Source organism: Nocardioides sp., assembly GCF_035697785.1.
Taxonomy (GTDB): Bacteria; Actinomycetota; Actinomycetes; order Propionibacteriales; family Nocardioidaceae; genus Nocardioides_B.
On sequence record NZ_DASSCL010000013.1, the window covers coordinates 37,547 to 52,607 of the forward strand.

The window sequence follows — 15,061 nt, forward strand, 5'->3', positions numbered from 1 at the left end:
TCATGACCGCTCCTGCACTGGTGGCCCTGGCCCACGGCAGCCGCGACCCGCGCTCGGCCGCCACGATCAAGGCACTCGTCGGCGAGGTCCGCGCGATGCGCCCGGACCTGCGCATCGAGCCTGCGTTCCTCGAGCTCTCGAAGCCGTCCTTCGGCACCGTCGTCGACAAGCTCGTCCGCGCCGGCTACGACGAGATCGTGGTCGTGCCGCTGCTGCTCTCGGAGGCCTACCACGCGAAGGTCGACGTGCCCGACGTGATCGCGGAGGCGACCGCCCGGCACGAGAACCTGCGGATCCGGGCCACGCGCGTGCTCGGGCTGGAGTCGGTCTTCCTCGAGGTCCTCGACCGCCGGCTGCGCTCCGCGCTGAAGGACGCCCGGGTCCGCGAGCTCGACGCGCTCGTGCTCGCGGCGGCCGGCTCGTCCGACGCCCTGGCCAACCAGGCCGTCGCCAGGCTGGCCCGACTCTGGGGCTCCCGGCACAAGCTGCCCACCGTCGCGGCGTACGCGTCGGCCGCTCCCCCGGCCACGGGTGAGGCGGTCCGGCAGTTCCGTGCCGAGGGTCGACGACACATCGCCGTCGGGTCGCTGTTCCTCGCCCCGGGCTTCCTGCCCGACCGGGCCGCGGAGCTCGCCCTCGAGGCCGGCGCGGTCGCGGTGTCCGACCCGCTGGGCGCCGACCCCGAGGTGGCCCGGACGATCCTGGCCCGCTACGCGGTCGGGGCCGTCGAGCTCGTTCCGGTCTGATCCGGGCGGGTTTCGGCGCCTACTCGTGCCGGCTCCGCCTTCATGCCGGATCGAGGGCGGGCAGCCGCGCCTGACCCGAACGGGACACGGTTCTGCACCCTCCGGACCACCCCCTAGGGTGGCTGCATGAGCCAAAACTTCGACGTCGTCGTCCTCGGTGCCGGCCCCGGTGGGTACGTCGCCGCCATCCGCGCGGCCCAGCTCGGCAAGAGCGTCGCCGTCATCGAGGAGAAGTACTGGGGCGGTGTCTGCCTCAACGTGGGCTGCATCCCGTCGAAGGCCCTGCTCCGCAACGCGGAGCTCGCGCACATCCTGACCCACGAGAAGGACAAGTTCGGGATCACCGGCGACGCGTCGATGGACTTCGGGCCCACGCACGCCCGCAGCCGCAAGGTGTCCGACGCCATCGTCAAGGGCGTCCACTTCCTGATGAAGAAGAACAAGATCACCGAGATCCACGGCTGGGGCACGTTCAAGGACGCGAAGACGATCGAAGTACAGGATGCTGACGGCAACACCTCGGACGTCACGGGCGAGCACGTGATCATCGCCAGCGGCGCGACCACCCGGCTCGTCCCAGGGACCTCGCTCTCCGAGCGCGTGGTGACCTACGAGGAGCAGATCCTCACCGACGAGCTGCCCGGCTCGATCCTGATCGCCGGCTCCGGCGCGATCGGCGTGGAGTTCGCCTACGTGATGAAGAACTTCGGCGTCGACGTCACGATCGTCGAGTTCCTCGACCGGATGGTCCCCACCGAGGACCCCGAGGTCTCCAAGGAGCTCCTCAGGCAGTACAAGAAGCTCGGCGTGAACGTGATGCTCTCCACCAAGGTCGAGTCGATCGACGACTCCGGCGACAAGGTCAAGGTCAAGGTCTCCCCCGCCGACGGCGGTGAGCAGAAGGTGATCGAGACCGACAAGGTGCTCCAGGCCATCGGCTTCGCCCCGCGGGTGGAGGGCTTCGGGCTCGAGAAGTCCGGCGTCGAGGTCAGCGACCGGGGCGCGATCGTCGTCGACGAGCGTGGCCGCACCAACGTCGACGGCGTCTACGCGATCGGCGACTGCACCGGCAAGCTCATGCTCGCGCACACCGCGGAGGCGATGGGCATCGTCGCCGCCGAGACGATCGCCGGCGCGGAGACGGTGGAGATCGCCTTCGACATGATCCCGCGCGCGACGTTCTGCCAGCCCCAGATCGCGTCCTTCGGCTACAGCGAGGAGCAGGCCAAGGACAAGGGGTACGACGTCAAGGTGGCGAAGTTCCCGTTCACCGCCAACGGCAAGGCCAAGGGCCTCGGCGACGAGGTCGGCTTCGTCAAGGTGGTCGCCGACGCCAAGTACAACGAGATCCTCGGCGCGCACATGATCGGCCCCGACGTGACCGAGCTGCTCCCAGCGCTGACCCTGGCCCAGCGCTGGGACCTCTCCGCCGACGAGGTGGCCCGCAACGTGTTCGCGCACCCGACGCTGTCCGAGGCGGTCAAGGAGGCCGTCGAGGGCATCGCGGGGCACATGATCAACCTGTAGGTGGGGGGTGGATTACCACGGTCCCGTGGTAATCCACCCCTTCCCGGGGCGAACTCACCACGGGAACCGGGAGATCTCCTGGGGAAGCTCGCGACCGCCACGCCCACGTCGCGCCGCCGCCGCTCAGCGGACGAGCCGGTCCAGCAGGTGGTCGAGCTGGCCGTCGGGGTCGTCGGTCGTGCCGCCATGCACCGGTCCGGGCTGTACGACGGTGGAGCGCGGAGCCTTGACGAACCCGAACCGCGTGCCCATGGGGGCACGTCCCGCCTCCCCGGCCGACTCGTCGCCGCGGCAGACCGCCTCGATGGCCCGCAGCGCGGAGCAGACGGCGTCGAGGTCGACGTCGGACGCCAGCGCCACCAGCCGGTCGCGGTCCACGTGCCAGCGGGCTTCCAGGAAGTCGGCCTGCTGGCAGTGCAGGACCACGCCGACGTTGACGAACTCCTCCCGATCGACACGCGGCACGCATCGCACCACGACGTATTGGAAGGGCAGCCGAGCCGTCATCGGGTCACCTGGTCTCGACGAGCTGGACCACCGGTAGCGGGTCGACCACCGGCCACGGGCAGCCAGCCACGCTCGCCACTCACCCGGGCGAGCAGGAAGTCGACGTAGGCGGCGCGCAGCGCGGCGGGTGTCTCCGCCCCCGGCACCGGCTCGAGCCAGACGTCCGGCACCAGCGCGACGACCTCCTCGAGCAGGCCTCGGTTCACCCGCTCCGCCAGCTCCCGGTCGACCTCGGGCAGACCGGCCCGGTAGCCGGCGAGGACGTGGTCGGAGGCGTCGTACGGTTGGGCGGCGAACCGGTCGGGCGATCCGACGCCGCCGGACCAGCCGTGGTGGAAGTACAGGCAGGCCCCGTGGTCGATCGCCCACAGGTCTCCGTGCCAGATCAGCAGGTTCGGGTTGCGCCAGGACCTGTCCACGTTGGCGGTCAGCGCGTCGAGCCAGAGCACCCGGGCGGCGACCTCGGGGTCGGGCGTGCAGCCGGCGTCGAAGCCGAACGAGCCGGGCAGGAAGTCGACCCCGAGGTTCGCCCCGATGCTTGCGGTGAGCAGGTCCTGCACCTCCTCGTCGGCCTCGTACCTCCCGATCGCGGCGTCGAGGTCGACCACGACCAGCTCCGGGGTGGCGATGCCCAGGCGCCGGGCGAGCTCGCCGACCACGACCTCCGCGACAAGCACCTTGGCGCCCTGGCCGGCGCCGCGGAACTTGCAGACGTAGGTGCCCAGGTCGTCGGCCTCGACGATGCCGGGCAGCGAACCGCCCTCGCGCAGCGGCGCGACGTAGCGGGTCGCCGACACGGTGCGGATCACGGCGCTCAACCCGGGCCTAGACCTCGAGCGCGAGCAGCCGCTTGCGCTCCGTCTCCACGTCGAAGTCGGCGGCGGGCCAGCCCAGGTCGAAACCGGCCAGGGTCTCGTGCAGCAGCGTCGCGACCGCCCAGTTGCGGTACCACTTGCGGTCCGCCGGTACGACGTGCCACGGCGCCGCCTCGGTGTTGCACCGCTCCAGGGCGATCTCGTAGGCGCGCTGGTAGTCGTGCCACAGGGCCCGCTCGTCGACGTCGCCGGGGTTGTACTTCCAGTGCTTCTCGGGGTTGTCCAGCCGTTCGAGCAGCCGGGCCTGCTGCTCGCCGGCGGAGATGTGCAACATGCACTTGACGACCGTCGTACCGCCGTCGACGACGCGCTGCTCGAAGTCGTTGATCGCCGCGTAGCGCCGCTCGATCTCGTCCTCGTCGGCCAGCCCGCGCACCCGCCCGATGAGCACGTCCTCGTAGTGCGAACGGTCGAAGATCCCGATCGTCCCGGCCTCGGGCAGCTCCCGCTCGATCCGCCAGAGGAAGTCGTGGGCGCGCTCCTCCTCGGTGGGGGCCTTGAACGCCTTGATCCGCACGCCCTGGGGGTCGAACAGGCCAACGGCGTGCCGCATCACGCCACCCTTGCCCGACGTGTCCATGCCCTGCAGCACCAGCAGCACGCGACGCTCGTCATCGCCCGCCCGGCCGGCCGCGAACAGCCGCTCCTGGAGATCCGACAACGGCTCGGCGAGGTCCGCCAGCGCCTGCTTCCCCTCGGACTTGCCGCCGTCGAAGCCGGGTGTGCCGGACGGGTCCAGGTCGGAGAGGGACACCGGCCCCGGGGGTACGCCGAGCAGCTGCGAGATCATGCGGCGATCATGCCAGCCGGCTCAGTCGGGCGCCTCGGACATGCCCGCGCCCTCACGCGCCAGCGCGACCAGGCGGCTCACCGCGCGGTAGTACTTCTTGCGGTAGCCGCCCTCGAGCAGGGCCGGCGCGAACAGCTCGTCGAACGTGACGCCGCTGGCCACCACCGGCAGGTCACGGTCGTACATCCGGTCCGCGAGCACCACGAGACGCAGCGCGACGCTCTGGTCGTCGACGGTGCGGACGTCCTCGAGGCAGACCAGCGACACGTCGTCGAGCAGCGCGCCGTACCTCGACGGGTGGACGTCGACGAGGTGCCGGTGCAGGTCGACGAAGTGGTCGTGGCTGGCACCCGGTCGCTCCGCGGCGGCCCGCACCTCGTCGTCGGTGCGGGCCGGCGGCGGGTCGGGCAGACCCCGGTGCCGGTAGTCCTCGCCGTCGATGCGCACCGACAGGAAGTGGTCGCTCAGACTCTGGATCTCGCGCAGGAAGTCGGCCGTCGCGAACCGGCCCTCCCCGAGCTTGCCGGGCAGCGTGTTGGAGGTGGCGGCCAGCCTCACCCCCTCGCCGCGGAGCTTGCCGAGCAGGGTGGACACGAGCACGGTGTCGCCCGGGTCGTCGAGCTCGAACTCGTCGACGCAGATCAGGCGGTACGACGAGAGCGCCGCGACGGCTTCGTGGAAGCCCAGCGCACCGACCAGGTGGGTCAGCTCCACGAAGGTGGCGAAGAGCTTGGGTCCCGGCGCGACGTGCCACAGCGACGCCAGCAGGTGCGTCTTGCCGACCCCGTACCCGCCGTCGAGGTAGACCCCGCCCGGCCCCTCGGGCTCGACCTTGCGGAACAGCCCCTTCTTCTTGGGGCGGGAGCCGATCGTTGCGGCGAACTCCCGCAGCACCCGCACCGCCTCGGCCTGCGACGGCTGCGCCGGGTCAGGCTCGTAGGACTCGAAGCTGACGTCGACGAACCTCGGGGGCGGCACCAGCTCGGCGAGCAGCCGGTCCCTGGGCACGGATGGGTTGCGTGCGCTCAGCTGGATCGGCCCGGTCGACATCGCTGCATCGTAGGCTTCGGGCGTGCGCCTGCCTGTGATGCCCCCGGTCCAGCCGATGCTCGCGAAGTCCGTGAAGGGGATCCCCGATCCCGCTAAGCACGGGGGGCTGTCGTTCGAGCCGAAGTGGGACGGCTTCCGCTGCATCGTGTTCCGCGACGGCGACGAGGTCGAGCTGGCCAGCCGCAACACCAAGCCACTCACCCGCTACTTCCCCGAGGTCGTCGACGCCGTGAAGGCGAACCTCCCCGATCGGTGCGTGCTCGACGGCGAGCTGTTCGTCGCCATCGGTGATCGCCTCGAGTTCGAGAAGCTGCAGGAGCGGATCCACCCCGCCGACTCCCGGGTGCGGATGCTCGCCGAGACCACACCGGCCGGCTACGTGGCCTTCGACCTGCTGGCCGTCGACGACGGGTCGCTGATGCGCGAACCGTTCTCGGCTCGACGCGAGCGCCTCGAGACCGAGCTCGCCGGCGTGCAGGCGCCGATCTTCCTCACCCGCACGACGACGGACGCGGCCGAGGCGGAGGACTGGTTCGAGCGCTTCGAGGGCGCGGGACTCGACGGGGTGGTCGCCAAGCCGCTCGACGCGCCGTACCAGCCCAACGCCCGCACCATGCTCAAGATCAAGCACGAGCGCACCGCCGACGTGGTCGTCGCCGGCTACCGGCTGCACAAGACGTCGACTCCGGAGCAGCCGCTGCTGGGGTCCCTGCTGCTCGGCCTGTACGACGACGAGGGCCGGCTCCAGCACATCGGCGTGTCCGCGTCGTTCACGGCGAAGCGTCGCGCCGAGCTGATCGAGGAGCTGCAGCCACTGGTGGCCGAGGACCTCAGCGAGCACCCGTGGGGTCAGTGGTCGGAGTGGGCGATCGCCAACCCCGACAGGGTTCCCGGCACCCAGAGCCGGTGGAGCGCGGGCAAGGACCTGTCGTTCGTGCCGCTGCGTCCCGAGCGCGTCCTGGAGGTCGGCTACGACCACATGGAGGGCTCGCGGTTCCGGCACACGGCGCAGTTCAAGAGGTGGCGCACCGACCGCGACCCCGAGTCGTGCGGCTACGAGCAGCTCGAGGAGCCGGTGTCCTACGACCTCGCCTCGGTTCTCGGAAAACAGGGCTAGGCTCCCTGCATGAGCGAGACGTACGACGTGGTGCTCCTCGTGGAGCAGCCTCTCTCCGCTGATGACGCCGTGCAGGTGCGTAGCCTGCACACGGACGTCGCTGACCCGGTCCGCTACCACGTCCTGCTGCCCGTCGAGGACGCCGCGGCTCGCGTCGAGTCCGCCCTCGGGTCGATCGCCGCGAGCGAGGTGCTGGCCACCCCCGCGATGGTGATGGACAGCGAGAACCTCGAGGCTATGCAGCGCGAGCTGCTCGACCAGGCCCGAGACGACGTCAGTGACTGCATCGACCGGCTCGGCACCGCCGGGTGCAACGTGGTCGGCGAGGTGGTGACCGCCGACCCGATCGAGGCCCTGCAGACCAAGGTCGAGGAGGTCGACGCCGCGGAGGTCATCATCTTGACCCGCCCGCACGTGGTGGCGGAGTTCTTCCACCTCGACTGGACCCACCGGGCGCGCCGCAAGCTGGGCGTGCCGATCCTGCACCTGCTCGAGCACGAGAACTTCGACGAGCAGGCCGGCGGCGGCGAGGGCGTCTCCGGCTTCTAGCAGCGGCCTTCGCCGGGCTACTCGCCCGTCGGACCTCCGGCGAGCTCGACGGCCACGTCGAGATGCCCCGCGTGCCGGGCGTACTCCTGGAGCACGTGGAAGCAGATCCAGCCGAGCGTCGCCGGCTCCCCGTCGCCGAACCGCGGTCCGGGCGGCGCCTGCCGGTCGAGCGGAGTCTCCCTCAGCACGACGCTCGTCCGCGCGCCCACCTCACGCAGCATCGCCGCGAGGTCCTCGAACGTCACGTCCTCCGGGACGTGCCAGCGCCCCTCGACCGCGTCGCCCCACGGGTCCGCCACATCCTCTCCCAGGAAGCCCCACACGAACCAACGTCGCTCCATGTGCGCGAGGTGGGTGAGCATCTCCAGCGGCGTCCAGCCCGACGGGAGCCGCGTCGTGCGCCGCTCGACCTCGTCGAGCACCGACACCTTGTGCAGCACCGTGGCGCGGTACCAGTCGAGGTACAGCGCAAAGAGCTCGGCGGCGTCGCCGGTGTGCACTTTCGGCTCGGGAAACGGCGGGTGCGGCTCGGTCACGCCCGCAGCCTAGGCCGAGCCGACCCCGGCGGGGCGACCTCCCCACCGGCGTGATAACGCAAACGGGACATTCGTTGCACATCTGTGCAATGCACAAACGTGCAGGGGTCTGCACCTTCTTTCTCCGGCCCACGTTTGTTGGCATACGCAAGTTGCCCCGACCTCGAGAACCGCGGGTCGGGCATTCCCCTGGAGATGGAGATCCCCCGTGAAACGACGCCACGTCAGCGTCTTCGGCGGGGTGGCCACGGCCGCCCTGCTCGCCACATCAGCACAGTTCCCCGCCGGTGCGGCGCCCACCCCGGGCGCCGGCGACGACAGCCTGGTCAGCGGCCCCGTGCACGCCGCCCCCAAGTCCGACGACCGGCCCGACCCCCTCGCCGCCGAACGGCGCGAGCAGAAGGCCGAGGCCGTCCGCCAGGTCGTCACCGGCAACGCCGAGGTCCAGCAGCGCGGCGGGTCCAAGGCCGTCAAGGTCGCGCCCGGCCAGTGGGTGGAGTACGGCACGCAGTCGAGCGACAAGCTGCTGTCCTTCCTCGTCGAGTTCGGCAACCAGCAGGACGAGCGCGCCGGCAAGACCGGCAACTGGGACGGGGTCGCCTCCACCCCGGACACCGTCTTCCCGGCCGGCGTGACGGGTCCGGCGAAGGGCCAGATCCCCGAGCCGGACCGCAGCAAGGACAACAGCACCTACTGGACGTCGAGCTTCGACCGCAAGCACTTCATGGACATGTTCTTCAACGGCATGCCCGACCAGAACGGCGAGTCGTTCCAGCAGGTCTACAAGGAGATGTCGAGCGGTCGCTACGAGGTGACCGGCGACGTGTCCGAGTGGGTACAGGTGCCCAACAGCACGTCAAGCTACGGCTACACCGAGAGCCACGTCGACATGACGCGCTTCATCGACGACACCGCCGAGGCGTGGTACGCCCAGCAGAAGGCGGCCGGCAAGACGGATGAGCAGATCTCGGCGTACCTGAAGACGTTCGACCAGTGGGACCGGTACGACGCCAACGGCAACGGCAACTTCAACGAGCCCGACGGCTACATCGACCACTTCCAGGCCATCCACGCCGGAGAGGGCGAGGAGGCCGGCGCGCCCGAGGAGGACATCTGGTCACACCGCTGGGCGGTCAACCAGAACGGCTTCTACAAGGACGGCATCGGCCCCAAGAACCACCCGAAGCTCGGCGGCATCAAGATCGGCAACACCGACTTCTGGATCCGCGACTACACGACCGAGCCGGAGAACGGCGGTCTCGGCGTGTTCGCCCACGAGTACGGCCACGACCTGGGCCTGCCCGACTTCTACGACACCAAGGGCGGCGAGAACAGCACCGCCTTCTGGACGCTCATGAGCTCCGGCTCGTGGCTCAACCACGGCGGCGAGGCCATCGGCACCACGCCCAACCACATGGGTCCGTGGGAGAAGCTCTTCCTCAACTGGCTGGACTACGAGACCGTCGAGGCCGGCCAGAGCGAGGAGGTCAAGCTCGGCCCGTCCCACCACGCCACGAAGCGCGCGCAGGCGGCGCTGGTGAAGCTGCCGACGGCGTTCGGCAACGTGAAGTCGCCCATCGCTTCGGGGGTGCAGGGGTCGAAGTACTTCTTCTCGGGCACCAACGACGCCAAGGTCACCTCGGTGACCAGCCCGGCGTTCACCGTGCCGGCGGGCGGGACGCTCAGCGCCCAGGTCAACTACGACACCGAGAAGAGCTTCGACTACAGCTACGTCGACGTGTCCGTCGACGGCGGGTCCTTCACGTCGATCCAGACCAGCCTGTCCGACCCGGACGACCCGAACGCTGTCAACGAGGGCGGCGGCATCAGCGGCAAGTCCAACGGCTGGAAGGGGCTCACCGCCGACCTCTCGGCCTACGCCGGCCAGTCGGTGAAGGTCCGCTTCCGGCAGACCAACGACGAGAACACCCACGGCTTCGGCTTCGCGGTCGACGCCATCTCGGTCGGCGACGCGCTGGTCGAGAACGTGGAGGACGACGCTCCGGACTGGACGTCCAACGGGTTCTACGTCGTCACCGGCGACAGCTACCCGGTGGAGTATGAGCACTTCTACCTGGCCGAGAACCGTCAGTACGGCGGCAACGACGCCACCCTGAAGCAGGGCCCGTACAACTTCGGCTGGGCTGCATCGAAGCCCGACTGGGTTGAGCGGTTCCCGTACCAGGACGGCATGCTCGTCTGGTACGTCAACGGCTTCCAGTCCGACAACAACACCAGCCAGCACCCCGGTGCCGGTGAGGCGCTGCCGGTCGACGCCCGGGGCGGCACGCTGCGGTGGTCGGACGGCACGGCGGCCCGCAACCGGATCCAGGCGTTCGACGCGACGTTCGGCCTGGAGAAGACCGACCCGCTGTCGCTGCACCGCGAGGTGGCCAAGGACGGCCAGGTCACGATGACCACGCTGAACGTCCCGTCGCAACCGGCGATCCCGACGTTCGACGACAGCAAGTGGAAGTCGTACTACGACGCCCAGGGCAACCCGGGTGGCAGCGTCAAGGTGCCGGACACCGGCACGAAGATCCAGGTGCTCAACTCCAACGTCCGCAACGGGCAGATGACCGTGCAGGTCAACTGACCCGCGCAGTACATCGGAACGGCGAGGGCCGGAGCGCGATGCTCCGGCCCTCGTCGCGTGCCCGGGGTCGGATCAGGTGCCTTCGACCCGGTTGCCGTGCTCGTCCCAGTGCGACGCGACCTTCTTGCTGGGCTGCACGCGCGGGGGCTCGCCCGGCATCTTGGGGTAGTCCGGCGGGTACGGCATCTCGACCGACCCCTGCTCCACGAACAGCTCCAGCAGCGGCTCGAGCGAGCAGGGGTGGTCGTCGATGGCGGCGTGCGGGTCCCCCTGGTCGCGCAGCCGGTCGGGCACGGTGAACAGGTTGAACACCCGGGGATCACGGACCTCGGGGAGCTCGTCCCAGTGCAGCGGGGTCGAGACCGGAGCGCCGGGCTTGGGCCGGAGGCTGTACGCCGACGCGATCGTGCGGTCCCGGGAGTTCTGGTTGAAGTCGACGAAGATCCGCTCCCCGCGCTCCTCCTTCCACCAGGCCGTGGTCACGCCGTCGGTGCGCTTCTCCAGCTCGCGGCCGAAGGCGATCGCCGCGTGGCGTACGTCGACGAACTCCCAGCGCGGCTCGATTCGCACGTAGATGTGCACGCCGCGGTTGCCGCTGGTCTTGGGGAAGCCGGTCATGCCGAGGTCGGTCAGCAGGTCGCGGGCCACCATCGCGACACGCGCCGCATCGGCGAAGTCGGTGCCGGGCTGGGGGTCCAGGTCGATGCGCAACTCGTCGGGGTGGTCGACGTCGTCGCGCCGGCACGGCCAGGGGTGGAAGGTGATCGCGCCCATCTGTGCGGCCCAGGCCGGCACCGCAACCTCCGTCGGGCACATCTCCTCCGCGGTGCGCCCGGACGGGAAGGTCACGGTCGCGGACTCGACGTACGACGGCGCGCCCTTCATCATCCGCTTCTGGTAGAACGCGTCGGCGTCGCGGTCCTGGTAGCCGGTCGCGAGCCGCATGCCCTCACGGACGCCCTTGGGCCAGCGCTCCAGGGCGGTGGGCCGCTCGCGAAGCGCGCGCATGATGCCGTCCTCGACGGCGACGTAGTACTCAACGACCTGGAGCTTGGTCACCTCGCCCGTCGTCGCGGTGGCTTCGTAGATGACCCGGTCGGGGCTGGACACGCGCAGGCTGCGTCCGCCTGCATCGACCTCGGTCGCGGGGCTGGGCATGCTCGGCACTGTAGTGGTCTCGACGAGCTCGACCACCGGGCCGCGGCCCGACCGCCCGATCCGTAGGCTGGGGGCATGGGCTACCAGGTCACCAAGTCCGACGAGGAGTGGCGCGAGCAGCTCTCGCGCGAGGAGTACGCCGTGCTGCGCAAGGCGAGCACCGAACGGCCGTACACCGGTGAGTACACCGACACCAAGACCGTCGGCGTCTACAAGTGCCGCGCCTGCGACACCGAGCTGTTCCGCTCGGAGACCAAGTTCGACTCCCACTGCGGGTGGCCGTCGTTCTACGCCCCGCTGGCCGAGGACCGCGTGGAGTACATCGAGGACCGCTCGATGGGCATGAAACGGGTCGAGGTGCGCTGCGCCAACTGCGGGTCGCACCTCGGGCACGTGTTCGAGGGCGAGGGCTACGGCACGCCGACGGACCAGAGGTACTGCATCAACTCGATCAGCCTGACGCTGCAACCCGCGGAGGGCACCGCCTGACCGGCACGCGAAGGCGATCCGCGATGATCGTCGGGTGACCCCTCCGAGCCCCGCCCTGGTCGAGCTGGCGCACGCGTACGGCGTCGCCACGGAGTACCACGACTGGAAGGGCCGGCACGTCCTGGTCGAGGACGAGGCCGTCGGCGAGGTGCTCGCCGCGCTCGGTGTGGACGCGACCGACCCCGCGGCGGCCCTGCAACGACGGCGCGACGAGCCGTGGCGGCGGATGCTGCCCGCCTGCGTGGTCGCGGTGGCCGGTGACGCCCGGCACGTCCCGGTGCACGTCGACCACGGCGACCCGGTCGAGGTCTGGGTCGAGCTCGAGCAGGGCGGTCGCCGTGAGGATCTGGCCCAGGTCGACCGGTGGGTGCCGCCGTACGACCTCGAGGGCCGCGTCGTCGGGGAGGCGACGTTCGCGCTGCCGGCGGACCTGCCGCTGGGCTACCACACGCTGCGGGCCCGGTCCGTCGGCAACGAGGCGGCGGCGCATCTGATCGTCACCCCGGCGTGGCTCGGACTGCCCGAGCGGCTCGGAGACGGAGCCGCCTGGGGCTTCGCCGCTCAGCTGTACAGCGTGCGGTCGCGCAGCTCCTGGGGCGTCGGCGACCTCGCCGACCTGGCCGACCTGGGCGTCTGGTCCGCCGGCCTCGGCGCCGACTACCTGCTGGTGAACCCGTTGCACGCCGCCGAGCCGAGCGCGCCGATGGAGCCGTCGCCGTACCTGCCGAGCTCGCGCCGGTTCTTCAACCCGCTCTACCTCCGGGTGGAGCGCATTCCGGAGTACGCCGACCTGCCTCCCGCGGACCGCGCCCGCGTCGACCGGCTGGCGGCCGACCTGCACACCGCCCTCGACGAGGCGGACGTGATCGACCGCGACACGGCCTGGACCGCCAAGCGGGAGGCGCTCGGCCTCATCCACGCCGTACGTCGGGCGCCGGGCCGTGAGGACGACCTGCAGGCGTTCCGGCGCCGCGAGGGGTCCGCCCTCCGGGACTACGCGACCTGGTGCGTGCTCGCCGAGCAGCACGGGCTCGACTACCGCGACTGGCCCGAACCCCTGCAGCAGGTCGACTCCCCCGAGGTCGCGGCGTTCGTCGCGGACCACGAGGACGACGTGGCCTTCGCCGAGTGGTTGCAGTGGCTGCTCGACGAGCAGCTCCAGCACGCGCAGACCCGGGCGGTGTCGGCCGGCATGAGGCTCGGCACCATGCACGACCTCGCGGTCGGCGTGCACCCCGGCGGCGCGGACGCCTGGCGGCTGCGGTCGACGTACGCCGAGGGGATCGGTGTCGGCGCTCCCCCGGACGCCTACAACCAGCAGGGCCAGGACTGGTCGCAGCCGCCGTGGCAGCCGACGGCGCTCGAGGCGGCGGGCTACGCGCCGTTCCGCGACCTGATCGGGGCGGTGCTGCGGCACGCCGGCGGTGTGCGCGTGGACCACGTCATCGGCCTGTTCCGGCTCTGGTGGGTGCCGAGCGGCCGCACTGCCGACCAGGGCACCTACGTCCGCTACGACCACGAGGCGCTGATCGGCGTGCTCGCCCTGGAGGCGGCGCGGGCCGGCGCCGTCGTGGTCGGCGAAGACCTCGGCGTGGTCGAGCCCTCGGCCCGCGACTACCTCCGGTCGCGCGGCATCCTCGGCACTTCGATCCTGTGGTTCGAACGCGACAGCAACGGCAACCCGCTGCCGGCCGAGAAATGGCGCGAGCTGTGCATGGCGTCGGTGACCACCCACGACCTCCCGCCCACCGCCGGCTTCCTCGCCGGCGACCACGTGCGGCTGCGGCACGACCTCGGGCTGCTGACCCGGTCCCTGGAGGAGGAGGTCGCCGCCGACGACGAGGAGCGCGAGACCTGGCTCGCGGAGGTGCGCAACCGGGGGCTGCTCGCCGACGGCGCGGACGTCGAGGAGACCGTGCTGGCACTGCACGAGTACCTCACCCTCACCCCGTCCCGGCTGCGCTGCGTGGCCCTCACCGACGCGGTCGGCGACCGGCGCACGCAGAACCAGCCCGGCACCGTCGACGAGTACCCGAACTGGCGGGTGCCGCTCTCCGGACCCGACCAGCGGCCGTTGCTGCTCGAGGACGTGCTCGGCTCCGAGCGCGCCGCGGCCCTCGCGGAGGCGGTCAGGGAAGGTCGTTGACCAGCTCGGTCGGCGTCCGCCGCCGGCCGGTGTAGAACGGGACCTCCTCACGCACGTGCCGCCGGGTGTCGGAGGCGCGCAGGTGCCGCATCAGGTCGACGATCCGGTGCAGCTCGTCGGCCTCGAACGCCAGCATCCACTCGTAGTCACCGAGCGCGAAGGACGCGACCGTGTTCGCCCGGACGTCGGGGTAGCCGCGGGCCATCATGCCGTGCTCGGCGAGCATCCGGCGGCGCTCCTCGTCCTCGAGGAGGTACCACTCGTAGGACCGCACGAAGGGGTAGACGCAGATGTACTGCCTCGGCTCCTCGTCGGCGAGGAAGGCCGGGATGTGGCTCTTGTTGAACTCCGCCGGGCGGTGCAGCGCCATCTGCGACCACACCGGGTCTAGCCGGCGGCCGAACGCCGTGCGGCGGAAGCGGTGGTAGGCCTGCTGGAGGTCGTCGGAGCTCTCCGCGTGCCACCAGATCATCAGCTCGGCGTCGGCGCGCAGACCCGACACGTCGTACAGGCCGCGGATGCGCACGTCGGAGGCCTCGAGCTCCTCGAAGAGCTTCTCGACCTCGTTGGCCTCGCTCGCCCGGTCGCCGTCGCCGATCACGTCGCGCAGGTGGAACACCGACCACATCGTGTAGCGGATGGTGTCGTTGAGGTCCTTGGCGACCTTGCCCTGGTTCGGACGCTTGCTTCCGGCTTCAGTCATGGCTTCATTCTCCCTGTCCGGCCAACGACTCGAGAATCTGGGTGGCAGCAGCCTCGGCGGAGGCGATGCAGGCGGGGATGCCGAGCCCGTCGTACGCCGCCCCGCAGATCGCGAGCGCGTCGACCTTGCCCACGGCGAGCCGGACCTGCCGCAACCGGTCGACGTGGCCGACGGCGTACTGCGGCAGGCCGCCTCCCCATCGCTGCACGTGCCAGTCGACGGGCCGCACCGACAGCCCGATCGCGTCGCAGAGGTCGTGCAGGGCCAGCTCG

General features: G+C 70.7%; 14 protein-coding genes and 1 pseudogene. 7 read left to right on the forward strand and 8 right to left on the reverse strand.

What is annotated here, in order from left to right; genetic code table 11:
- Positions 1-2: 2 nt before the first annotated feature.
- Positions 3-746, forward strand: coding sequence for a sirohydrochlorin chelatase (locus VFH10_RS02225; protein ID WP_325125493.1), 744 nt, complete (start codon positions 3-5; stop codon positions 744-746).
- A gap of 126 nt (positions 747-872) precedes the next feature.
- Positions 873-2,273 carry a dihydrolipoyl dehydrogenase gene (lpdA, locus tag VFH10_RS02230; RefSeq protein WP_325125495.1) on the forward strand — a complete coding sequence of 467 codons (1,401 nt, stop codon included), beginning with the start codon at positions 873-875 and terminating at the stop codon, positions 2,271-2,273.
- 123 nt (positions 2,274-2,396) lie between these two features.
- Here lpdA and VFH10_RS02235 read toward each other — a convergent pair whose 3' ends face one another.
- From VFH10_RS02235 to zapE, 4 genes are read right to left on the reverse strand one after another with little or no spacing between them, the layout of a single operon-like run.
- Positions 2,397-2,780, reverse strand: a complete 384-nt coding sequence (locus VFH10_RS02235; RefSeq protein WP_325125497.1) for a DUF3037 domain-containing protein — start codon at positions 2,778-2,780, stop codon at positions 2,397-2,399.
- Complete coding sequence (locus tag VFH10_RS02240; RefSeq protein WP_325125499.1) at positions 2,777-3,589, reverse strand: HipA family kinase; 813 nt, start codon at positions 3,587-3,589, stop codon at positions 2,777-2,779. Before VFH10_RS02240 ends, VFH10_RS02235 begins: the two co-directional genes overlap by 4 nt.
- Before the next feature lie 16 nt (positions 3,590-3,605).
- On the reverse strand, positions 3,606-4,445 hold the full coding sequence (locus VFH10_RS02245) for a PPK2 family polyphosphate kinase (RefSeq protein ID WP_325125501.1): 840 nt from the start codon (positions 4,443-4,445) through the stop codon (positions 3,606-3,608).
- Positions 4,446-4,466: 21 nt separating this feature from the next.
- Positions 4,467-5,495 carry a cell division protein ZapE gene (gene zapE, locus VFH10_RS02250; protein WP_325125503.1) on the reverse strand — a complete coding sequence of 343 codons (1,029 nt, stop codon included), beginning with the start codon at positions 5,493-5,495 and terminating at the stop codon, positions 4,467-4,469.
- A 22-nt stretch (positions 5,496-5,517) separates the two neighbouring features.
- On the opposite strand from zapE, the gene VFH10_RS02255 reads away from it, so the two are divergent.
- Together VFH10_RS02255 and VFH10_RS02260 are read left to right on the forward strand one after the other, a co-directional pair.
- Positions 5,518-6,612, forward strand: a complete 1,095-nt coding sequence (locus tag VFH10_RS02255) for an ATP-dependent DNA ligase (RefSeq protein WP_325125505.1) — start codon at positions 5,518-5,520, stop codon at positions 6,610-6,612.
- Between the two features lie 9 nt (positions 6,613-6,621).
- Positions 6,622-7,161, forward strand: coding sequence for a hypothetical protein (locus tag VFH10_RS02260; protein WP_325125507.1), 540 nt, complete (start codon positions 6,622-6,624; stop codon positions 7,159-7,161).
- Between the two features lie 17 nt (positions 7,162-7,178).
- Here the strand turns inward: VFH10_RS02260 and VFH10_RS02265 are convergent, their stop codons facing one another.
- Complete coding sequence (locus VFH10_RS02265) at positions 7,179-7,697, reverse strand: DUF664 domain-containing protein (RefSeq protein WP_325125509.1); 519 nt, start codon at positions 7,695-7,697, stop codon at positions 7,179-7,181.
- Positions 7,698-7,905: 208 nt separating this feature from the next.
- Here VFH10_RS02265 and VFH10_RS02270 point away from each other — a divergent pair, with 208 nt between their 5' ends.
- Complete coding sequence (locus VFH10_RS02270) at positions 7,906-10,293, forward strand: immune inhibitor A domain-containing protein (protein WP_325125510.1); 2,388 nt, start codon at positions 7,906-7,908, stop codon at positions 10,291-10,293.
- Between the two features lie 72 nt (positions 10,294-10,365).
- Here the strand turns inward: VFH10_RS02270 and VFH10_RS02275 are convergent, their stop codons facing one another.
- Entirely contained in the window at positions 10,366-11,451 is a 1,086-nt protein-coding gene (locus VFH10_RS02275; protein WP_325125513.1) for a DNA polymerase domain-containing protein, read from the reverse strand.
- Positions 11,452-11,526: 75 nt separating this feature from the next.
- Here VFH10_RS02275 and msrB point away from each other — a divergent pair, with 75 nt between their 5' ends.
- Entirely contained in the window at positions 11,527-11,940 is a 414-nt protein-coding gene (gene msrB, locus VFH10_RS02280; protein WP_325125516.1) for a peptide-methionine (R)-S-oxide reductase MsrB, read from the forward strand.
- Between the two features lie 34 nt (positions 11,941-11,974).
- Positions 11,975-14,086, forward strand: coding sequence for a 4-alpha-glucanotransferase (gene malQ / locus VFH10_RS02285; RefSeq protein ID WP_325125518.1), 2,112 nt, complete (start codon positions 11,975-11,977; stop codon positions 14,084-14,086).
- Here the strand turns inward: malQ and hemQ are convergent.
- Both hemQ and VFH10_RS02295 read right to left on the reverse strand, forming a co-directional pair.
- On the reverse strand, positions 14,070-14,789 hold the full coding sequence (gene hemQ, locus VFH10_RS02290) for a hydrogen peroxide-dependent heme synthase (protein WP_325125520.1): 720 nt from the start codon (positions 14,787-14,789) through the stop codon (positions 14,070-14,072). The two genes, malQ and hemQ, sit on opposite strands and share 17 nt — an antisense overlap.
- Positions 14,790-14,793: 4 nt before the next feature.
- Positions 14,794-15,061 (reverse strand): annotated as a pseudogene (locus VFH10_RS02295) (protoporphyrinogen oxidase); the annotation flags it as partial.

Bases quoted from the DNA above. Each gene is read 5' to 3' on its own strand.
- VFH10_RS02275 (WP_325125513.1), bottom strand. From the start codon at position 11,451: ATGCCCAGCCCCGCGACCGAGGTCGATGCAGGCGGACGCAGCCTGCGC.
- msrB (WP_325125516.1), top strand. From the start codon at position 11,527: ATGGGCTACCAGGTCACCAAGTCCGACGAGGAGTGGCGCGAGCAGCTC.
- zapE (WP_325125503.1), bottom strand. From the start codon at position 5,495: ATGTCGACCGGGCCGATCCAGCTGAGCGCACGCAACCCATCCGTGCCC.
- VFH10_RS02260 (WP_325125507.1), top strand. From the start codon at position 6,622: ATGAGCGAGACGTACGACGTGGTGCTCCTCGTGGAGCAGCCTCTCTCC.
- lpdA (WP_325125495.1), top strand. From the start codon at position 873: ATGAGCCAAAACTTCGACGTCGTCGTCCTCGGTGCCGGCCCCGGTGGG.
- VFH10_RS02245 (WP_325125501.1), bottom strand. From the start codon at position 4,445: ATGATCTCGCAGCTGCTCGGCGTACCCCCGGGGCCGGTGTCCCTCTCC.
- VFH10_RS02235 (WP_325125497.1), bottom strand. From the start codon at position 2,780: ATGACGGCTCGGCTGCCCTTCCAATACGTCGTGGTGCGATGCGTGCCG.
- VFH10_RS02225 (WP_325125493.1), top strand. From the start codon at position 3: ATGACCGCTCCTGCACTGGTGGCCCTGGCCCACGGCAGCCGCGACCCG.
- hemQ (WP_325125520.1), bottom strand. From the start codon at position 14,789: ATGACTGAAGCCGGAAGCAAGCGTCCGAACCAGGGCAAGGTCGCCAAG.